The organism is Cryobacterium sp. TMN-39-2 (assembly GCF_004402745.1).
In the GTDB taxonomy this organism is placed as follows: domain Bacteria; phylum Actinomycetota; class Actinomycetes; order Actinomycetales; family Microbacteriaceae; genus Cryobacterium; species Cryobacterium zongtaii.
The window spans coordinates 125,176-145,769 of the sequence record NZ_SOFX01000033.1 but is presented as its reverse complement, the minus strand read 5'-3'; the positions used below and the strand labels follow the sequence as shown (position 1 = coordinate 145,769).

At 63.4% G+C, this 20,594-nt stretch carries 19 protein-coding genes and 2 tRNA genes; 12 read left to right on the top strand and 9 right to left on the bottom strand.

Annotated elements, in window-relative coordinates:
- Positions 1 to 36: 36 nt before the first annotated feature.
- A complete protein-coding gene (locus E3O57_RS12275; protein ID WP_103479211.1) occupies positions 37 to 996 on the top strand; it encodes a D-alanine--D-alanine ligase in 960 nt (319 codons plus the stop codon).
- 1,801 nt (positions 997 to 2,797) lie between these two features.
- Here the strand turns inward: E3O57_RS12275 and E3O57_RS12270 are convergent.
- The 8 genes from E3O57_RS12270 to rpmH all read right to left on the bottom strand — a co-directional run bounded on the left by E3O57_RS12270 (position 2,798) and on the right by rpmH (position 7,813).
- Complete coding sequence (locus tag E3O57_RS12270; protein WP_103479212.1) at positions 2,798 to 3,838, bottom strand: ParB/RepB/Spo0J family partition protein; 1,041 nt, start codon at positions 3,836 to 3,838, stop codon at positions 2,798 to 2,800.
- Positions 3,838 to 4,776 (bottom strand): ParA family protein, encoded by a 939-nt coding sequence (locus E3O57_RS12265; RefSeq protein ID WP_088457775.1) that lies wholly within the window; start codon positions 4,774 to 4,776, stop codon positions 3,838 to 3,840. Before E3O57_RS12265 ends, E3O57_RS12270 begins: the two co-directional genes overlap by 1 nt.
- Positions 4,777 to 4,863: 87 nt before the next feature.
- Positions 4,864 to 5,493: a 16S rRNA (guanine(527)-N(7))-methyltransferase RsmG gene (gene rsmG / locus E3O57_RS12260; RefSeq protein WP_088457776.1), complete on the bottom strand. Its 630-nt coding sequence runs from the start codon at positions 5,491 to 5,493 to the stop codon at positions 4,864 to 4,866.
- Positions 5,494 to 5,504: 11 nt separating this feature from the next.
- Positions 5,505 to 6,029: a R3H domain-containing nucleic acid-binding protein gene (locus E3O57_RS12255; RefSeq protein WP_088457777.1), complete on the bottom strand. Its 525-nt coding sequence runs from the start codon at positions 6,027 to 6,029 to the stop codon at positions 5,505 to 5,507.
- A 5-nt stretch (positions 6,030 to 6,034) separates the two neighbouring features.
- Entirely contained in the window at positions 6,035 to 7,009 is a 975-nt protein-coding gene (yidC, locus tag E3O57_RS12250; protein WP_088457778.1) for a membrane protein insertase YidC, read from the bottom strand.
- A complete protein-coding gene (gene yidD, locus E3O57_RS12245) occupies positions 6,997 to 7,329 on the bottom strand; it encodes a membrane protein insertion efficiency factor YidD (RefSeq protein WP_088457779.1) in 333 nt (110 codons plus the stop codon). Before yidD ends, yidC begins: the two co-directional genes overlap by 13 nt.
- A complete protein-coding gene (gene rnpA / locus E3O57_RS12240; protein ID WP_103460063.1) occupies positions 7,326 to 7,667 on the bottom strand; it encodes a ribonuclease P protein component in 342 nt (113 codons plus the stop codon). The genes yidD and rnpA overlap by 4 nt, the downstream gene beginning before the upstream one ends.
- 8 nt (positions 7,668 to 7,675) lie before the next feature.
- Positions 7,676 to 7,813: a 50S ribosomal protein L34 gene (gene rpmH / locus E3O57_RS12235; RefSeq protein ID WP_010204566.1), complete on the bottom strand. Its 138-nt coding sequence runs from the start codon at positions 7,811 to 7,813 to the stop codon at positions 7,676 to 7,678.
- A 393-nt stretch (positions 7,814 to 8,206) separates the two neighbouring features.
- Here rpmH and dnaA point away from each other — a divergent pair, with 393 nt between their 5' ends.
- The 10 genes from dnaA (at position 8,207) to E3O57_RS12185 (ending at position 19,148) form a co-directional block, all read left to right on the top strand.
- Complete coding sequence (gene dnaA / locus E3O57_RS12230) at positions 8,207 to 9,628, top strand: chromosomal replication initiator protein DnaA (RefSeq protein WP_088454781.1); 1,422 nt, start codon at positions 8,207 to 8,209, stop codon at positions 9,626 to 9,628.
- A gap of 365 nt (positions 9,629 to 9,993) precedes the next feature.
- Positions 9,994 to 11,142, top strand: a complete 1,149-nt coding sequence (dnaN, locus tag E3O57_RS12225; protein ID WP_088454782.1) for a DNA polymerase III subunit beta — start codon at positions 9,994 to 9,996, stop codon at positions 11,140 to 11,142.
- Positions 11,143 to 11,185: 43 nt separating this feature from the next.
- Positions 11,186 to 12,073, top strand: coding sequence for a phosphogluconate dehydrogenase (NAD(+)-dependent, decarboxylating) (gene gnd, locus E3O57_RS12220; protein WP_088454783.1), 888 nt, complete (start codon positions 11,186 to 11,188; stop codon positions 12,071 to 12,073).
- 6 nt (positions 12,074 to 12,079) lie between these two features.
- Positions 12,080 to 13,273 carry a DNA replication/repair protein RecF gene (recF, locus tag E3O57_RS12215; protein WP_103479213.1) on the top strand — a complete coding sequence of 398 codons (1,194 nt, stop codon included), beginning with the start codon at positions 12,080 to 12,082 and terminating at the stop codon, positions 13,271 to 13,273.
- Positions 13,266 to 13,754: a DUF721 domain-containing protein gene (locus E3O57_RS12210; RefSeq protein WP_088454785.1), complete on the top strand. Its 489-nt coding sequence runs from the start codon at positions 13,266 to 13,268 to the stop codon at positions 13,752 to 13,754. The genes recF and E3O57_RS12210 overlap by 8 nt, the downstream gene beginning before the upstream one ends.
- A gap of 121 nt (positions 13,755 to 13,875) precedes the next feature.
- Positions 13,876 to 15,855, top strand: a complete 1,980-nt coding sequence (gene gyrB / locus E3O57_RS12205; protein WP_103460065.1) for a DNA topoisomerase (ATP-hydrolyzing) subunit B — start codon at positions 13,876 to 13,878, stop codon at positions 15,853 to 15,855.
- 82 nt (positions 15,856 to 15,937) lie between these two features.
- Positions 15,938 to 18,430, top strand: coding sequence for a DNA gyrase subunit A (gene gyrA / locus E3O57_RS12200; protein ID WP_241990403.1), 2,493 nt, complete (start codon positions 15,938 to 15,940; stop codon positions 18,428 to 18,430).
- Positions 18,423 to 18,830 carry a DUF3566 domain-containing protein gene (locus E3O57_RS12195; RefSeq protein ID WP_088454787.1) on the top strand — a complete coding sequence of 136 codons (408 nt, stop codon included), beginning with the start codon at positions 18,423 to 18,425 and terminating at the stop codon, positions 18,828 to 18,830. Before gyrA ends, E3O57_RS12195 begins: the two co-directional genes overlap by 8 nt.
- A gap of 84 nt (positions 18,831 to 18,914) precedes the next feature.
- A tRNA-Ile gene (locus E3O57_RS12190) sits at positions 18,915 to 18,988 on the top strand.
- A gap of 87 nt (positions 18,989 to 19,075) precedes the next feature.
- Positions 19,076 to 19,148: transfer RNA gene (locus E3O57_RS12185), tRNA-Ala, on the top strand.
- Between the two features lie 236 nt (positions 19,149 to 19,384).
- Here E3O57_RS12185 and E3O57_RS12180 read toward each other — a convergent pair.
- Complete coding sequence (locus E3O57_RS12180; RefSeq protein ID WP_088454788.1) at positions 19,385 to 19,921, bottom strand: hypothetical protein; 537 nt, start codon at positions 19,919 to 19,921, stop codon at positions 19,385 to 19,387.
- A 123-nt stretch (positions 19,922 to 20,044) separates the two neighbouring features.
- On the opposite strand from E3O57_RS12180, the gene E3O57_RS12175 reads away from it, so the two are divergent.
- Complete coding sequence (locus E3O57_RS12175; RefSeq protein WP_088454789.1) at positions 20,045 to 20,584, top strand: peptidylprolyl isomerase; 540 nt, start codon at positions 20,045 to 20,047, stop codon at positions 20,582 to 20,584.
- Positions 20,585 to 20,594 lie beyond the last annotated feature (10 nt).

The following is a 20,594-nucleotide window of genomic DNA, read 5'->3' as shown; positions in this document are numbered from 1 at the left end:
CGTTTCTCCGGCTCGAGCTAAGGAAAACCCCAGATCATGAGCGAATCAGAGTTTCTTGACATTGTGGTGCTCGCGGGTGGAATCTCGCACGAGCGCGACGTCTCCATGCGCAGTGGCCGCCGGGTGGCAGACGAGCTGACCGGGCTCGGTCACACCGTGGCCGTGCTCGACCCGCAGGCGGGACTCCTCACCGAGCTGGCCACCCGCAAGCCCGACGTGATCTGGCCCGTTCTGCACGGTGCGACCGGAGAAGACGGTGCCCTGCTCTCACTGCTCGAGACCACCGGGATCCCGCACGTCGGCCCGCGTGGCACAGCGGCGGGACTGGCCTGGTCCAAGCCCACCGCCAAGGAGCTTGTGCGTCGCGCCGGATACGCCACCCCGACCTGGATCGCCCTCTCGCGTGAGACTTTCCGAGACCTCGGTGCCGCCAGCGTGCTCGAGCACCTCGTGACCGCCCTGGGCACACCCCTGGTCGTCAAACCCGCTCAGGGTGGTTCCGCCCAGGGCGTGACCATTGTCGACACGGCAGCGGGTCTCCCCCGCGCCATGGTCGATGCTTACACCTACGACGAGACCGCCCTCGTCGAGACGAAGATCGAAGGCACCGAGCTTGCCGTCACGGTCATCAACACCGGTGCCGGGCCCGTCGCACTCCCCGCCGTTGAAATCGTGCCCGTGAGTGGCGTCTTCAGCTTCGAAGCGCGGTACAACGCCGGCGAAACGCTGTTTTTCACGCCGGCCCGCATCGCGCCGGACGTCGCCCAGCGGGTGGCAGAGACCGCTGTGGCGATCCACAGCCTGCTCGGATTGGCCCAGCTTTCCCGCATCGACCTGATGGTCGACGCCGATGGCGTCGCCTGGTTCCTCGAGGCGAACGTCCTACCCGGACTCACCGAAACCTCGCTCGCCCCGCAGTCCATCGAAGCCTCCGGAGAATCGCTCGGAACCGTCTACGCCGCCCTCGCTCGAGCGGCCTCCACAAGCCTGCAGTAGCCGCCCGAGCCGTCATGTTTCACGTGAAACATGCCCCTCCTAGGGTGAGCGTTTCACGTGAAACATTGACATCGACTGCTCCCGGCGGCCGCTCGTTACCCTCTCGCCGGTCCAGCCAAGGCGCGAGGCGCGCATGCCGGTGGTGGAGGTTGTCGAGCAGCCCACGAGTCGCACATCGCCGGTGGTCGAGGTTGTCGAGGCCCTGTCGGCGGCACCTTGGGTGCTGTCCGCTTTTGGCGACAGATCCGAATTTCGGTCCACAGTTCGTGTGATTTTCCGGTTCGGAGCGCCACCGCTGCCCACTCCCCCGCGCGTCACTGCTGCCGAAGCATGTCGGGAGCGCCACAATCGTCCTCAACTGGCCCCAAACCGGCCCAAAATGTGCTCTAGAAACAGTCTCATGCGCCCCAGTGCAACCCATAGCCACCGAAAACCCGCTTTCGACCAGCACAATCAGCGAAGGGGCACACCCAAGACCATGAAGTGCAGGCCGTAACCACCTCGCCGGTCGAGACTGTCGAGACCCGCCACGACCAATGTTTCACGTGAAACACCGAGCCTGAGACGAGGTAGCTTCGGACTGTGCATCGGCCACAACGACCAAATTGCCTCAATTTTCGCTGAAATAGCCCCGTAGGTCCCCTCCTTCGACCGCTCCCCTCAGGGGATCGTACGTACTCATCAGTGCCGGGAGCTTGATTTCGACGAGCTCAATATTCGAGAAACGCAGCCCGCTGAGCCTGTCCAGTAGCGGAAGCCGAACCTCGACGGGCCCAATCAGGGAGCGGGTCGTGTCGAGACAGCCAGAAGGCCCGAACCGCGGGCACGGCCAGATTGCCCGGCTAGTTCCGGCCAGAACACCATGTCGCAACCACGTCGGTGGTCAGGCCTTTCCAGACCCGACAGCCAGTGTTTCACGCGCAGGTAGAAGCCTGCGGGGACACGCGATTCAGTTTCAACTGAAACAGCCGTCGACCCCGTTGCTGCCGGTTGAGGTCTAGTCGGCACAATCGCGGGCCGTTTCACGTGAAACCGGAGACCTGAGCGCCATCGTGCGGCCACTCCCCCGTTCTTCGGACGGCCAGAGACAGCCCTGGAACGCCAGGATCGTCTTACGAACGTCCGCAATTGGTCCGCAAGGCGGTCAAGGTCGGCACAGAGCAGTGCGAATCGCGCACATTGGCACAAGAGGGCTCATCTCGAAAAGGTCAAGCGGGTAGGTCAGGCCTGTCGAGCTCGGCTTCTCGGACCGGTCAACCCGACTTCGGGGCGCCCATTCAACGTGCCCCGAATGAGATGCAATGGCATGCGCGGCGCAACCACGTCGTTGGTCAAGCTTGTCGAGACCACGCGCCGCAAATGTTTCACGTGAAACATGAGGCTCGAGAACCCCCCGCCATGAGCCAGGGTTCGGCAACCAGCGGCCAAGCGGATACCCGCCGCGGAGGGGCTCCAATGAGCAGTTTTCCCGCGAGAAGGGGATGAAACGGCGACCCTGAGAGCCATCGTACGGCTGCTTCTGCACTCATCAACCGCGCAAATGCTGCGCCGTCGCGCCACAATTGCCCTCTCAACGCCCGACATGGGCTCAAAATAGCGCTCCCCGAAGACGGCCGGCCGCGCGGTTGGGTGCTCATCGGCAGCGGGGGTACGATTTGACACGCTCAAGCAAGGAGGACTGCCGCAGGGCAAGCGTGCCCAGAGTAGGTATTCCGACTTCGATCAGCTCGATCAGCGAGACACACCGTTTGGCAGGCCTACCTTGTCCCACACCGAATGTTTCACGTGAAACAGTGCCCGGCTAGTTGGCTCCGAAGCCGGGTTCCCCGAGTACGCCGAGGATGCGGTTCAGGTCGCCGATCGTAGCGAAATCAACCGTGATCTGGCCTTTTCGTGCGCCCAGGTTGATTTTCACGCGGGTATCGAGGCGGTCTCCGAGGTGTTCGGCGATCTCGTTGAGATGTCCCTGCCGCTTTCCGGGTGCGGGTTTCACGACAACGGGCTTGGGTCCTGCAGCGGCTGCGGCCTCAGCCGCACGCACCGACAGGTCCTCGTTGACGATCTTGTCTGCGAGGCGCAACATGCCCTCGGTGTCCCCCACTGACAGCACTGCTCGCGCATGACCAGCCGACAATACGCCGGCCGCAACACGAAGCTGCACGGCCTCCGGCAGCTTCAACAGGCGCAGGGTGTTGGTGATCTGCGGGCGCGACCTACCGATGCGGCTGGCCAGCTCTTCCTGGGTGATGTCGAAGTCCGACAGCAGCTGCTGGTAAGCGGACGCTTCTTCGAGCGGGTTCAGCTGCGCGCGGTGCAGGTTCTCCAGCAGCGCGTCTCGGAGCATGTCGATGTCAGCGGTATCCCGCACGATCGCCGGGATGCTGTCGAGGCCGACTTCCTTGGTGGCGCGCAAGCGCCGCTCCCCCATGACGAGTTCGTACTTGCCCGGCTGCTCCACGAGCGGACGCACGACGATGGGCTGCAGCACTCCGACTTCGCGAATGCTGTGCACGAGTTCGGCCAGGTCGTCCTCGTCGAAAACGCTGCGCGGCTGTACGGCATTGGGCACGATGTCGGCCGGATTCAGATGCGCAAGGCGCGCCCCGGGAACCGGAAGCAGCTCAACGGTGGCCTCGTCGGCCGCCTCGATGGTCGCCGTCGAAGCCGAACCTGCGGAAGACGTCGGCGCAGAGCCGGGCACCGGGGAGGCGCCGGCGGTGCCCTCGGCGTGCGGGACCTCGTTGTACGGGAAGAAGACGTCGACGGGCCGGGCCTGTGAAGGGTTGTCCTGCACGGGAATGAGCGAACCGATACCGCGGCCGAGCCCTGTACGTTTCGCCATTACTGCGCATCTCCTGTTCGTGGAACGCCCCGACGGGCGATTTCTGCGGCTGCTTCGAGGTAGGAGAGCGATCCTGCCGAGTTGAGATCGTAGCTGATGACACTCTGACCGTAGCTGGGCGCCTCAGAAACCCGCACCGAGCGCGGAATCAGCGTGTCCAGCACCTGTTTCGGGAAGTGATCGCGCACATCTTGCGCCACCTGGTTCGCGAGGTTCGTGCGGCTGTCGTACATGGTGAGCAGGATCGTCGAGACGATGAGTTGCGGGTTCAGGTGCTTCTCGATCAGCTCGATGTTCTTCAACAGCTGACTCAGTCCCTCCAGCGCGTAGTACTCGCACTGAATCGGGATGAGAACCTCCCGAGCGGCGACGAACGCATTGATCGTGAGGAGCCCGAGGGACGGCGGGCAGTCGATGAAGACGTAGTCGTAGGGGTCCGCCATCTCCTTGATGTGCAGGTCCAGGGCGCGACGCAGTCGCTGTTCCCGGGCAACGAGCGAAACGAGTTCGATCTCTGCGCCGGCCAGGTGGATGGTCGCCGGTACACAGTACAGCGCCCCGAACTCCGGGCTCTTCTGCACAACGTCCACCATCGGCAGGTCATTGATGATGACGTCGTAAACACTCGAGGTCTCGGCGCGGTGCTCCACACCGAGCGCGGTGGAGGCGTTGCCCTGCGGGTCCAGGTCGATCACGAGAACACGCGCACCCTGGCGGGCCAACGCGGCGGCCAGGTTGACGGCGGTGGTGGTCTTGCCCACCCCACCCTTCTGATTGGAGATGGTGATCACCCGGGTGCTCTCGGGCTTGGGTAGCCTCTCGGCGGCGATCACCTGACGGCGGCGGGTCAGATCCGAGATCTCCCGCGCCAGGGGGGTGCTGTTGTCGACGCCGGAACCGGGAGTGCCGGTCTGCTGGTCTTCGCCGGGATGTTTCACGTGAAACCTTTGCGTTCGACGGTTGATGAGCCACCCGAAAGGGTGCCCCGGAGTTCTCCGCCCATGTTGCGCGGATGTTGCCGGGGACTAGTCCACTGTAGCCTTAATGACCCGCGTGACGTCCTCCAGCACACCCTCGCCGAGGGTGAGGACCTCCACATCGCGCAGGCGGAACTTCTTGATCGGCTTGGCGGCGTTGGCGATCTCCCCCGCGGCACCCGCGCCCTTCATCAGCACGAGTTCACCGCCGGAACGCAACAGTGGGGCCGTGAGGGGAATCAGGGTCTTGAACGCGCTCACGGCGCGGGCGGTGACCTGATCCAGGGGCGTATCCAGACGGATGTCTTCGGCGCGGGCCCGCTGCACCCGTGCGTTGGTGAGGCCGAGTGCGGCGATCTGGCCGGTCAACCACGCCACTCGGCGTTCCATCGGCTCGATGAGCACGAACGAGACATCGGGCCGCGCGATCGCCAGCACCAGACCCGGCAGCCCGGCGCCCGATCCCACGTCGCCGACCAGGCCGGGCTTCAGGAGTGGTGCTACCACGACGCAGTTCAGGATGTGCCGGCTCCACAACCGGGGAAGTTCGAGCGGACCGATCAGGCCGAGCTCCTCCCCCTGCTCGGCGAGGTGCCTGGTGAACTCTCGGGCGACCTCGATGCGGTCACCGAAGAGTCCAGCTGCAACGGCGGGCTCGGCCTCGAGGGTCTCAGTCATACTCGGTGTGGCTACGCTGCCGTGATGACGGTGTGACGGTCGCGACCTTCGCCCAGGGACTCGGAGACGTATCCGCGCTCCGAAACGATGTCGTGCACGAGTTTGCGCTCGTAGGACGACATCGGGGGGAGGGAAGCCTCCGTTGCGCCGCCTTCGATGCGCTCGATGGCGTGGCCGACGAGGTCGGTCAGCTCGGCCTCGCGGGCCTCGCGGGATCCGCCGATGTCGAGGATCAGCCTGGAGAAGGACCCGGTCTTGTTCTGCACGGCCAGTCGGGTGAGCTCCTGCAGGGCGTTCACGGTGTCGGGCTTGGACAGCAGGCGCAGGTTCTGCGGGTCAACCGAATTCACCGACAGGTAGGCCCGTCCGTTCCGGGCATCGATGTCGATGTCACCGTCGAGGTCGCAGATATCCAGGAACTCTTCAATGTAGTCCGCTGCGATGTCGCCTTCCTGCTCCAGCTGGCCGATGGTGGGAGCGGCGTCGGACGCGGCATCCGCGTTGATCACGTCGGTGTTCTCAGTCACGATGTCCATCCCTCTTACTTCTTGGGGCCGGTCTGCTTTTTGGCACGGTTCTTGCCAACGGGCTGCTGGCGCTGGGCCGGCTTCTTGGGCTCGTCGACAATGATGACGTCTCCGTCGGTTGCGATGAGCTTGCCCTTGCGGGCGAGCCGCTCTTCGCGGGCCTTGGCGGCCTCACTGCCCGGTGTGGGCATGTTTCGGATGACGAGGAACTGCTGGGCCATGGTCCAGATGTTCGAGGTGAGCCAGTAGAACATCACGCCGAGCGGGAAGGCCACACCGGAGAAGGCGAAGACCAGGGGCAGCAGGTACAGCATGATCTTCTGCTGCTTGAACATCGGGCTGGCCTTGGTCTCCGGCGACATGTTCTTGGAGACGATCTGCAGCTGGGTGATGAACTGCGACGCGGTCATCAGGACGACCATCGTGGCCGCGATGATCATGACGGAGAGATTGAAGTCCGCTCCGGAGGTCCACAGCGTCCACTGCTGGGCGAACGTGTCGTGCAGCGGGGCAACGCCGAACAGGTTGGCATTGCCGAAGCTGGTCGCCAGGGCCTGGTTGAGGGGGCCGACGCCGGCGTTGGAGCGCTGGGCGTCGTTGAGCACCGAGAACAGGGCGAAGAAGATCGGCATCTGCAGGAGCAGGGGCAGGCACGAGGCGAGCGGGTTGGTCCCGGTGCGCTTGTACAGCTCCATGGTCTCGCGGGACATGGCCTCGCGGGAGAACTGGTCCTTCTTGCCCTTGTACTTGTCCTGAATCTTCTTCAGCTGCGGCGCGACCTCGAGCATCTTGCGCTGGCTCTTGATCTGCTTCACGAAGATGGGGATCAGCGCAGCTCGCACCACGAGGACGAGGCCAACGATGGACAGCACCCAGGTGATGCCGTCGTTGTAGCCCATGCCGAGGTTGGAGAACAACCAGTGGAAGGCGACGAGCAGAAGCTCAACGGCCCACTTCAGCGGCCAGAGGATAGTACCTATGAGGTCCATACGTGCGGGTCAGCCCTTTCCGTGGCTAAAGGAACTACAAATCCAAACGACGTCACGGTGTAGCGACGGTGTCGTTTCAGGGGAACATCATCGATTCCGCCCTCAGCCCAAGGATGACAACGCAAGACCCGACGTGCGGCGAAAAAAGAGCCGACGATCAGGCCATATTCTTGGACGGCGCCGAGGGCGTACGCCGAACACGAGGGGTAGTACCGGCAAACATCGCCGTACAACGGTGAGATTACTGCGCGATAGACCCGCAGGAGGGCTACCCCGAGATTTCGGGGCAGCAATACCAACGTGAGGATCACCCTGTTCATCTCGCGCGCTGCCCCTTGACCAGTGCGGTCGACAGCTCGGCCACAAGATCGGGCCAGCTGGCGTGCACAGATGTCGGCAGTGCGCGAAAAACGATCTCCGTCCCGGCGGGAACGCCAGGAAGGAGATCGAAGCTTGCCGCTTTCAGACGACGACGCACGCGGTTTCGAACCACCGCGCCGCCCACGTTCTTGGCGACGATGAACCCGAACCGCACCGGGGTGGGTTCTGAGTTGCGGCGGAGGTACGCCACAGTGTGCGGGCCGACGACCCGCACACCTCGTCGAACGACAGCCTTATAGTCGCTCCCGCTCGTGATGCGATTGGCGTGAGCGAGCACGGGAGGTCTTACGCGGAGAGTTCGGTGCGACCCTTGCGACGACGAGCACCGAGGATGGCGCGTCCGGCGCGGGTGCGCATACGAAGACGGAAACCGTGCACCTTCGCGCGACGACGGTTGTTCGGCTGGAACGTTCTCTTGCTCATTGTTCAATCTCCACGTATTGGATCTCCGCAGGCCAAAACGAGCGGCCGGGAAAGAGTGAGGTAGCCCACGGGCTGGGGTCAACTGATTAAAACTACGGCTTCGCTCGCCCGTGGTCAAACTGACGACGCCCAAACGTTCGATTCTGCCCATTGAATTCCCATTTCCGGTACAGACACGCTGGCAATCTTCAAGCTAATTTGGCCTGACCGCCGGTCATTGACTACCGTGAGGACAAGTTATCCACAGGTTGTGGGTAAACCCTGAGAATCCAGTTGTTATTTGCCCACAGGCGGTGGATAACGTTGTGGATGAATCGCCCGATGGGCATTCTGTGTCCACCCGCGAAGGCTCTCTCAGGGCGGCAAACGTACAGATGAAGATTGTGGGAAACCATGCCAGACGGGGAACAGCCCATCAGCGAGACATGGCGGTCAGTTCTGACCATTCTGGAGTCGGACGACACGGTCACTCCGATGCTGTACGGCTTCCTGAACCTGGTCGAGCCCAAAGGCATCGCGGCCGGCACCTTCTACCTGGAAGTCCCGAACGAGTTCACCGCGAGCATGCTCAACGTGCGCATGCGGGTTCCCCTGCTCACGGCCATGGGCCAGCTCAGCGAATCGGTCGCGGTCACCACGTTCTACGTCGTGGTCAATCCCGAGCTCGAGCAGGAGTCCCTGCGCCCGGTTCAGGAACCCATCGAACGCCAGCCTGACATCGAGACGCCGGCCACGCCGCAGTCGGTTTTCGAAAGCACTCCCCCTGAGCGCCCCCACGACACCCGGCTGAACTCCAAGTACAGCTTCGACAACTTCGTCATCGGACAGTCCAACCGGTTCGCACATGCCGCGGCCGTCGCCGTTGCCGAGGCTCCGGCCAAGGCGTACAACCCGCTCTTCATCTACGGTTCCTCCGGCCTGGGCAAGACCCACCTGCTGCACGCCATCGGCCACTACGCGATGAGCCTGTATCCGGGCATCCGTGTGCGCTACGTCAGTAGCGAGGAATTCACCAACGACTTCATCAACTCGATTGCCAACAACCGCGGTTCCGCCTTCCAGAACCGGTACCGCAACATCGACATCCTGATGATCGACGACATCCAGTTCCTGCAGGGCAAGGCGGAGACCCAGGAAGCGTTCTTCCACACCTTCAACACCCTGCACGATCACAACAAACAGGTCGTCATCACCAGCGACCTGCCGCCGAAGGCCCTCACCGGGTTTGAAGACCGCATGCGGTCGCGCTTCGAGTGGGGCCTGATCACGGATGTCCAGGCTCCTGACCTGGAGACCCGCATCGCGATCCTCCGCAAGAAGGCGCAGAGCGAGAAGCTGCAGGTTCCGCACGACATTCTCGAGTTCATGGCGTCGAAGGTGTCGTCGAACATCCGCGAACTCGAGGGCACGCTGATCCGGGTCACCGCGTTCGCGAGCCTGAACCGCACCCCGGTGGACATGAACCTCGTGCAGACGGTGTTGAAGGACGTGATCACCCTCGATGAGGACAACGTGATCGCTCCGGTGGACATCATCACGAACACCGCGGACTACTTCAAGCTCACCGTCGACGACCTGTACGGTTCGTCACGTTCGCAGGCTGTGGCCACCGCACGACAGATCGCAATGTACCTGTGCCGGGAACTGACAAATCTCTCGCTCCCCAAGATCGGCCAGCTGTTCGGCAACCGCGACCACACGACGGTGATGTACGCGAACAAGAAGATCAGCGAGCTCATGAAGGAACGCCGATCCATCTACAACCAGGTGACGGAACTGACAAACCGCATCAAGCAGGATCACCGCTACAAGTAAGAGAAAATTTTTTTGTGTTTCGTACCTGTGGATAACCCTGTGGAAACTGCCCGGACAACTTGGCACAATCTGTAGAAACGCACGGCTCGCTTGTGAAAACTCGGAATTAAAGAAACAAGTTCGTGTCATTCATTGGGCTTACCGCTCACAGGGCGTCCACAAGTTACAAGTTTGTAGTTCCCAGTCGCTGAGCGCTATCCACCGAGTTATCCACAGTTTCCACAGCGGTTAAGAAGATTAACGATTAACTTCATTAGCTCCAGGTCCAACAACCTTTACTCGCCGAGGCTCACAAGAAATGGGCAGCGGATAAACCCGACTAGCATTGAGGCCGTATCCAGGTCTCCACCGACAGGAGTGACTTCGTGAGATTTCAGGCCAATCGGGATGTCTTCAGCGAAGCCGTATCTTTCGCTGTCAAGCTCCTTCCCCAACGCACCACCCTGCCCATTTTGAGCGGCGTCTTAATCGAAGCGACAGAGACCGGCCTGATCCTGTCCTCGTTCGACTACGAAGTGTCGGCCCAGACCGAGATCGCCGCCGATGTCGAAGAGACCGGCAAGGTGCTCGTCTCCGGACGCCTTCTGGCCGAGATCGCCAGCCGGATGCCGAACGCTCCGGTGCGGTTTTCCACCAACGAGTCCCGCATCACCGTGAGCTGCGGTACCGCGAACTTCACCCTGCTGTCTATGCCGGTAGAGGAATATCCAAGTATTCCCCAGGTCAGCGCCCAATCCGGCCTGGTACCCGCCGAGGAATTCGCCGCGGCAGTCTCGCAGGTCGCTGTCGCCGCATCCCGCGATGACGTCACCCCGGTGATCACCGGCGTGCAGCTGCAGATCACCGAGAACAGCATCAGCCTCGTCGCAACCGACCGGTACCGTGTCGCCGTTCGCGAGATCGACTGGGACCCGGGAGCCAACCAGGCCCAGGAACCGATCACGGCCCTGGTGCCGGCGCGGACCCTGCAGGAGGTCGGTAAGACCTTCGGCCACAGCGGCACGATCTCGGTGGCCATCACCAACACCGACGACCGCGAACTGATCGCCTTCACCGCGGACAAAAAAACCGTCACGTCGCTGCTGATCAAGGGCAACTACCCGCCGGTGCGTCGCCTGTTCCCGGACAACGTCGACAACTACGCCGTGATGAACACCGCCGAACTGATCGAGGCCACCCGCCGCGTGCAGCTGGTGCTGGAGCGGGAGGCGGCCCTGCGGTTCAGCTTCACTTCCGACGGTCTCACCCTCGAGGCCATCGGCTCGGAGCAGGCCCAGGCCTCTGAGACCATCGACGCGATCCTCGCCGGCGGCGACACCGTCGTCTCTCTCAAGCCGCAGTTCCTGCTGGACGGCCTCGGCGCCGTGCACTCCGAGTTCGTGCGCATCTCTTTCACCAAGACCGAGAACCCCAACAAACCGGGACCCGTGCTCATCACGAGCCAGACGTCGCGCGAGCAGCCGGGCGCCGACAGCTACCGGTACCTGCTGCAGCCGAACCTGCTCCTGCGCTAACCCGCCGGCCTCACCAGCACGACACGAACCACGAAGGACTGCCATGCACATCGGAATCGTCGGCCTGGGCAAAATGGGCGCCAACATGCGCGACCGCCTGCGCGCCGCCGGTCTGACCGTCACCGGCTACGACCGCAATCCCGAGGTTTCCGACGTCGCCGGCACCGCCGAGCTGGTCGAGGCGATCCCGTCTCCCCGGCTGGTCTGGGTCATGGTTCCGGCCGGAGCCATCACCACCGCGGTGATCGCGGACCTGGCCACGAAGCTCTCCCCCGGCGACCTGGTCATCGACGGCGGCAACTCCAGGTTCACCGACGACTTCACCCATGAAGCGCTGCTCGCCGAAAACGGGATCCACTACGTCGACGCCGGTGTTTCCGGTGGGGTCTGGGGTCTCACCAACGGATTCGGCCTCATGGTCGGCGGTTCCGCCGCCGATGTGGAAACGGCCATGCCGGTCTTCGACGCGCTGCGTCCGGAGGGCCCGCGCGAAGAAGGCTTCGTGCACGCCGGCAAGGTCGGCGCCGGTCACTACGCCAAAATGGTGCACAACGGCATCGAATACGCGCTGATGCAGGCCTATGCCGAGGGCTACGAACTGCTGGAGAAGCGCGACGACCTCATCCAGGATGTGCCCGGCATTTTCACGGCCTGGCAGCGCGGCACCGTCGTGCGGTCCTGGCTGCTCGAACTCCTGGTGCGTGCCCTCAAGGACGACCCGCAGCTGGGCGACATCGAAGGCTACGTCGAAGACTCCGGCGAGGGACGCTGGACCATCGAAGAAGCCATCAACAATGCCGTTCCGGTGCCCGCGATCAGCGCGTCGATCTTCGCCCGGTTCGCCTCCCGCCAGGATGATTCCCCGGCCATGAAGGCGGTGGCCGCGCTGCGCAACCAGTTCGGTGGGCATGCCATAAAGAAGGCAGACTGATCCCGAGTGCGGGTCACACACCTCTCCCTCACTGACTTCCGCAACTATGCGCAAGCCGAAGTCCCGTTCGGCCCCGGACCCAACCTGATCGTCGGCCGAAACGGCCAGGGCAAGACAAATCTGGTCGAGGCGCTCGGATTCCTCAGCACCCTGAGCTCGCACCGGGTGTCCCAGACCGGGGCGATGGTGCGCTCCGGCGCAGAATCCGCGATCATCCGCGCACGCCTTGAGTACAACGGCCGGGACATCCTCGCTGAGGTGCAGATCAACCGGTCCGGACTCAACCGGGCCCAGATCAACCGGTCGGTCATCAAGACCCGGGAACTTCCCCGCTATTTCTCCAGCGTGCTGTTCGCACCGGAAGACCTTGCCCTGGTGCGCGGCGACCCGTCCGGTCGTCGACGATTCCTCGACCAGTTGCTGGTGTTGCGGAGCCCCAGACTCTCCGGGGTGCTTGCCGACTATGACCGGGTGCTGAAACAACGCAATACCCTGCTCAAGTCCGCCAGGGCCTCCGGTTTGAAGACCACCCAGCTGGGCACCCTCGATATCTGGGACGAACGGCTGGTGGCACTGGGCTCCGAGATCATCGATGCCCGCGCGGATCTGGTGGCTGAGTTGATGCCGCCGCTGCAAAAGGCGTACAAATCGGTTGCCGGCGCGGATCACGGGCCGAACCTGGTCGCGTCGCTGAGCATTCTCGGTGCCGATGAGGAAGCCGACGAGACCGCCTCCCCCGCCGCAGCTTCGCCGAGTGCGAGCTCCGGTTCCGCGACGGCCGACACCTTCCGCACCGCGCTGGCCGGTCTGCGGCGCAAGGAACTGGACCGCGGAATGACCCTGGCCGGACCGCACCGTGACGATCTGGTCTTCGAACTCAACAATCTGCCGGCCAAGGGCTATGCCAGCCACGGCGAATCCTGGTCCTTCGCGCTTGCGCTCAAACTCGCGTCGGCGGAGCTGCTCCGGCGAGATTCGTCCAGTGGTGACCCGGTGCTGATCCTCGACGATGTGTTCGCCGAGCTCGACCAATCTCGCCGCCGGCGCCTCGCCGAAGCCGTCACCGGCTACGAACAGGTTCTGATCACGGCCGCCGTCTTCGAAGACGTCCCTGCGGTGCTCGCTGCCCATGCCATCCACATCCACGCCGGCGCCGTGGTCGCTGCGCCCGAGGCCGAGAGCGGGACGGTCCGTGGCTGAACACAGTGAAGCCGCCAAGGTCTACCTCCGGTTCAAGGATGTCTTCGGCGACCCGAACGCGAAGCGAACCCGCGCCAGGCGCAAGGCCAGCCCTCAAATCGGGTCGAGCGTGCCGTTCGGCGCCGGCCGGGACCCGCGGGGACTGGGCGAAACCATCAATTCGCTCACCGCGCAGCTGGGCTGGAATTCACCGATGGCCCAGTCGGACCTGCTCGGGTCCTGGATCGAACTCGCCGGTGAGGAAACCGCGAAACACTCCACCCCGGCCGGTATCGACGAGGGCATCCTGACCGTGCACTGCGAGTCGACGGCGTGGGCGACTCAGCTGCGCATGATGCGGGTGGAAATCATGACTCAGATCATGCAGAAGTTCCCGGATGCCGGCATCGCCGCAATTCGTTTTCAAGGACCCAACGCCCCCTCCTGGAAAAAGGGTCCCAGATCAATCCCAGGGCGTGGTCCACGCGATACCTATGGCTAGGTAGCCAAAACAGGTCACCCTTACGAATAAAACGCGTCAAACGGCGGTTTTGGCCGTTGGGGCTTGGGGTGTTTGGTAGGCTGAGGGGTCGCCTGTGCGACGGTCAGGAGCCCAATTTCACATGACAATTGAACCGAAAACTGAGCCGGAGCAGCACGCTTACGGCGCAGAAGACATCCAGGTTCTCGAAGGCCTCGAAGCTGTTCGCAAACGACCCGGAATGTACATCGGTTCAACCGGTCCACGCGGTCTGCACCACCTGGTCTACGAGATCGTCGACAACTCCGTCGACGAGGCCCTGGCCGGCTATTGCGACACCATTGACATCCGTATTCTTCCCGATGGCGCCGTGCGCGTGCAGGACAACGGTCGAGGTATCCCTGTCGATATCCACAAGGCGGAAGGCAAGTCCACCGTCGAGGTCGTCCTGACCGTGCTGCATGCCGGTGGAAAGTTCGGGGGCGGCGGTTACGCGGTCTCCGGAGGACTCCACGGCGTCGGCAGCTCGGTGGTCAACGCGCTCTCCAGCCGCCTCGAGGTCGAGGTGCGCCGGCAGGGCCATGTGTGGCGCCAGAGCTTCCACGACGGTGTGCCCAACGAGTCACTGCACCAGGACGAGGTCTCCGACGAGACCGGGACCACGATCACCTTCTGGCCGAGTTCGGAGACCTTCGAGACGACGGTCTTCGACTACGAAACCCTGCGCGCGCGCTTCCAGCAGATGGCGTTCCTCAACAAGGGTCTGCGCCTCACGCTCACCGACGAGCGTGCGGACAGCTTGGACGCCGAGGACAAGCCGCTCAGCAACAGCTTCATGTACGAGCAGGGCCTGATGGACTACGTGGCCTACCTCAACCGGGCCAAGAAGGCCGAACTGGTCAACGAGGAGATCATCTCCTTCGAGTTCGAGGACACCGAGAAGAAGATCGCCCTCGAAGTGGCTATGCAGTGGACCACCGCGTACACCGAGAGCGTGCACACCTACGCGAACACCATCAACACCCACGAGGGCGGTACCCACGAAGAAGGCTTCCGCGCGGCGCTGACCACCCTGGTGAACAAGTACGCGCGTGAAAAAGGCATCCTGAAGGAGAAGGACGACAACCTCTCCGGCGACGACGTGCGCGAAGGCCTCACCGCCGTCGTCTCGATCAAGCTCGCCGAACCGCAGTTCGAGGGCCAGACCAAGACCAAGCTGGGTAACACCGAGGCCAAGGCATTCGTGCAGCGGGTCGTCGGCGACCAGCTTTCCGACTGGTTCAACCGCAACCCGGTTCAGGCCCGCGAGATCATCCGCAAGTCGCTGCAGGCCGCGACCGCCCGGATGGCCGCCCGCAAGGCCCGCGAGACCGCCCGACGGAAGGGCCTGCTCGAGGGTGGCGGCATGCCGGGCAAGCTCAAGGACTGCCAGAGCAAGGACCCCGCCGCCTCAGAGATCTTCATCGTGGAGGGCGACTCGGCCGGCGGCTCTGCCGTGCAGGGCCGCAACCCGGAGACCCAGGCGATCCTGCCCCTGCGCGGCAAGATCCTCAACGTGGAGAAGGCGCGCCTGGACCGTGCCCTCGGCAACGCCGAAGTGCAGGCGATGATAACGGCGTTCGGCGCCGGCATCGGTGAAGACTTCAACCAGGACAAGGTGCGCTACCACAAGATCGTGCTGATGGCCGATGCCGATGTCGACGGCCAGCACATCACCACCCTGCTGCTCACCCTGCTCTTCAGGTACATGCGTCCGCTGATCGACCTCGGCTACGTGTACCTCGCGCAGCCGCCGCTGTACCGACTCAAGTGGTCCAACTCCGCCCACGAGTACGTGTACTCGGATGCGGAGCGGGACGCCCTGCTCGCCGACGGCGCGGCCGCCGGCAAGCGGATCCCCAAGGACAACGGCATCCAGCGCTACAAGGGCCTGGGTGAGATGGACTACAAGGAGCTGTGGGAAACCACGATGGCTCCCGAGTCCCGCACCCTGCTCCAGGTGACCCTGGACGACGCGGCAGCCGCCGACGAGATTTTCTCCACCCTGATGGGCGAAGACGTCGAATCCCGACGCAACTTCATCCAGAAGAACGCGAAGGACGTGCGTTTCCTTGACATCTGACGACACCACAGGCACCACGCCCGAAGCCCCCGACGCGGCCAGCGTCGCGGCAGCTGCCGCGCACCTCACCCAGCACGGCAAGATCGACCAGGTCGACCTGCAGCTGGAAATGCAGCGCTCCTACCTCGACTACGCCATGAGCGTCATCGTCGGGCGCGCGTTGCCGGACGTGCGTGACGGCATGAAGCCCGTGCACCGCCGCGTGATCTACGCCATGTACGACGGCGGCTACCGCCCCGACAAGGCGTTCTCCAAGTGCGCCCGCGTCGTCGGCGACGTGATGGGCCAGTTCCACCCGCACGGTGACTCCTCGATCTACGACGCACTCGTGCGCCTGGTGCAGCCGTGGAGCCTGCGGTACCCGCTGGCACTCGGCCAGGGCAACTTCGGCTCCCCCGGCAACGACGGCGCCGCCGCCCCGCGATACACCGAAACCAAGATGGCTCCGCTGGCCCTCGAAATGGTCCGCGACATCGACGAAGACACCGTCGACTTCCAGGACAACTACGACGGCCGGACCCTCGAGCCCACGGTGCTGCCCGCCCGCTTCCCCAACCTGCTGGTGAACGGCTCCGTCGGCATCGCCGTCGGTATGGCTACCAACATCCCGCCGCACAACCTGCGCGAGGTCGCCGCCGGCGCCCTGTGGTACCTCGAGAATCCCGACGCCAGCCGCGACGAGCTGCTCGAAGCGCTGATCCAGCGCATCAAGGGCCCTGACTTCCCCACCGGCGCGCAGATCCTGGGCATCAAGGGCATCCAGGACGCCTACCGCACCGGACGTGGCTCGATCACGATGCGCGCCGTGGTGAGCATCGAGGAACTGCAGGGTCGCACCTGCCTGGTGATCACCGAACTGCCGTACCAGGTGAACCCGGACAACCTGGCGATCAAGATTGCCGACCTGGTCAAGGACGCCAAAATCACCGGCATCGCCGACATCCGCGACGAGACCAGCGGCCGTACCGGTCAGCGCCTCGTTATCGTGCTCAAGCGCGACGCTGTGGCCAAGGTCGTGCTGAACAACCTCTACAAGCACACCCCGCTGCAGGAGAACTTCGGCGCGAACATGCTCGCGATCGTCGACGGCATCCCGCGCACCCTGGCCTTGGACGGCTTCATCACCGCCTGGGTGTCGCACCAGATCGACGTCATCGTTCGCCGTACCCAGTTCCGGTTGAACAAGGCTGAGGCGGATGCGCACATCCTGCGCGGCTACCTCAAGGCGCTCGACGCGCTCGACGAGGTCATCGCCCTGATCCGCCGCTCCCCCACCGTGGACGACGCCCGTGAGGGTCTGATGGACCTGTTGACGGTCGACAGGCTCCAGGCCGACGCCATCCTGACGATGCAGCTGCGCCGCCTTGCCGCTCTCGAGCGACAGAAGATCATCGACCAAGCCGCCGAACTCGAACTGCAGATCGTCGAATTCAAGTCGATCCTGGCCAGCCCCGAGCGTCAGCGCACCATCGTGAGCACCGAGCTCGGTGAGATCACCGATAAGTTCGGTGACGACCGCCGCACCGAGATCATGTTCGGCTTCGACGGCGACATGTCGGTCGAGGACCTCATCCCCGAAGAGGAGATGGTGGTCACCGTCACCCGCGGCGGCTACATCAAGCGCACCCGCAGCGACAACTACCGCAACCAGCACCGCGGCGGCAAGGGCGTCAAGGGCGCCCAGCTGCGCGCCGACGACGTGGTCGAGCACTTCTTCGTCACCACGACCCACCACTGGCTGTTGTTCTTCACGAACACCGGCCGGGTCTACCGGGCCAAGGCCTATGAAGCTCAGGAATCCGGTCGGGACGCCAAGGGCCAGCACGTGGCCAACCTGCTCGCGCTGCAGCCGGGCGAGGAGATCGCCCAGATCCTGGACATCCGGGACTACGGCGTGGCCCAGTACCTCACCCTGGCCACCCGTGACGGCCTGATCAAGAAGACCGCGCTCAGCGAGTACGACACCAACCGCACCGGCGGCATCATCGCGATCAAGCTGCGCGAGGGCGACGAACTCGTCTCCGCGCTGCTCGTCGACGAGGATTCCGATCTGCTGCTGGTGTCGAAAAAGGGCATGTCCATCCGGTTCACCGCCTCCGACGAGGCGCTGCGCCCGATGGGCCGCAGCACCTCGGGCGTGATCGGTATGCACTTCCGTGGCCAGGACACCCTGTTGGACGCGTCCGTGGTTTCCGACGACGGGTTTGTGTTCGTCGTCACGGAGGGCGGCTACGCCAAGCGCACCGCCGCCGACCAGTACCGCCTGCAGAACCGCGGCGGACTGGGCATCAAGGTGGCCAAGTTGAACGATGACCGCGGCGATCTGGTCGGTTCTCTCATCGTCGACGAGGAGGACGAAGTCCTTGTGGTCCTTGCCAGTGGCAAGGTGGTACGCTCTGACGTCGCCGAAGTGCCGGCCAAGGGCCGGGATACCATGGGCGTCGTTTTTGCAAAGTTCGCGACCGAAGATCGAATCATCGCCATCGCGAAGAACACCGAACGCAATCTGGTCGCCCTCGAAATCGAGGCGGCCACCGAGATTGATTCGGGGAAAGTAGAATCAGCAGATGAGTAGTGTTGCCGAGAAACTGGCCAAAAAGTCGAGTCGGGGTGCAATGTCGTCCAAGCAGGTACGTCTGAAGCTCGTTTACATCGACTTCTGGTCGGCCGTCAAGCTGTCCTTCCTGATCGCCGTGTGCCTGGCCGTGGTGACCATCGTCGCCACGTTCCTCACCTTCACGGTCCTCAATGGAACAGGCATCTTCACCCAGATCGACGCCCTGTACACGGATATCGCCGGGAGCGCGTCTGAGCTCACGACAATCCTGTCGATCGGCAACGTGATGGGCTTCGCCGTGGTCGTCGCCGTCATCAACACCGTCGTCGTCACCGCGCTGGGCGCAATCTTCGCCGTACTGTACAACCTGAGCGTCAAGGTCACCGGAGGCCTGCTCGTCGGATTCACCAACAACTGACGGATGTGTGCCCAATCGATGGTCGCTTGCGGCCTCGATTGGGACTTTTCGCCAGTTTCCGTTAGTCTGAAACCTGCCCAATGGGGGGATATAGCTCAGTTGGTTAGAGCGCTTCGCTGATAACGAAGAGGTCCCAGGTTCAAATCCCGGTATCCCCACGCAGTACCTCAACACCGTGTCCGTAAACACCGTGTACTTCATAGCCTTACATCTCCGCCAGATCCTCACCCGTGAAGATCCGGTTCGGGGCCATAGCTCAATTGGTAGAGCGCCTGCTTTGCAAGCAGGAGGTCCGGGGTTCGATTCCCCGTGGCTCCACAGAAGAAAACCCCCCCAGTCGGCACTGCCGGCCGGGGGGTTTTTTGATTGTCCCCTCTTCGGGCCCCCAGTGGGCCTCTGTACACCGCAGGATGCGCCCAGGCCAGCCGCGTCCATGCCGGCATGCGCGTCCGCTCACACCAGCACTCAGCGCCGTTGAAGGTATGGTCGGGCGAAGCAGCACAAAAAGGGGCCCCCGTCGTATGACGGGGGCCCTCTTCTGTAAAGTGCCGGAGCTAGATGTCCGAGGACTTCTCGATCGGCGAGTCAAGCAGCGACTCGTCTTCGGAGACCCACAACTCATCGTCGGCACGGAAGGTCTGCCAAATGGCGTAGGCGACCCCGGCGGCGGCAGCGATGCCGACTCCGATGGCGATGTACGTGCCCGCGCCCAGACCCTGCTTCTCAATCACGACGGGCTTCTGGAAGCGAACCCGGTTGAGAGCGGCGATGCGCGCGTCCTTGGCGATATCCCCCACCGACATGACAGTGCCCAGTGCGGTTCCGATCCCCGGCAGAACCTTGTCAGTGACCTGGTGGCGTACGCCACCGGCAAAATCTTGGGTAGCGTGCACGCCGGGGAGCAGGTAGTGCTCGTATCCCTGGCGAACGCGGGGTACAACTTCTTCACGAGTGAGCACACCAGCCTGACGGCCGGCTTCACGTGCAATCTCGTTGGCGCGGTCGAGAACTTCCTGCTGATTACTCCACAGTTCGTCCGCGCTCTTGCGCAGACGAGTGAGTTCCTTTCGGCGCTTGCGTGACAGGCTCATCTGGACCCTCCATCGTTTCTTGTGGTGAACACTGCCCATCTTGCCACTGAATACCCTGTGAGCGCTCTGAATGCCTGACCGGCATACGGATTCGGATAAAGCTGCTGTGCAAGAATTGTGCCTATGTCTAAGCACACTGCCGTCGCCACGCTCAATACCACCCTCGGACCCATCAAGGTCAACCTCTTCGGGAACCACGCTCCGAAGACCGTCAAGAACTTCGTCGGCCTCGCCACCGGCGAAATCGAGTGGAAGCACCCGGCCACGGGAAAGACCTCCAACGACCCGCTGTACAACGGGACCGTCTTCCACCGCATCATCAAGGACTTCATGATCCAGGCCGGCGACCCGCTGGGCCAGGGCACCGGCGGACCGGGCTTCCAGTTCGACGACGAGATCAACCCCGAACTCGACTTCACCCAGCCGTACGTCCTCGCCATGGCCAACGCCGGCATCCAGGGCGGCCGCGGCACCAACGGTTCGCAGTTCTTCATCACCGTCGTGCCCACCACCTGGCTGCAGGGTAAGCACAGCATCTTCGGCGCCGTCGAGGACGAGGCGTCCCGCGCGATCGTCGAGCAGCTTGCGGCCGTGCCGACCGATGGCCGCGACCGTCCGCTCACCGACGTCGTCATCGAGAGCATCACCGTCGAGCAGGTCTAGGACCACCAGC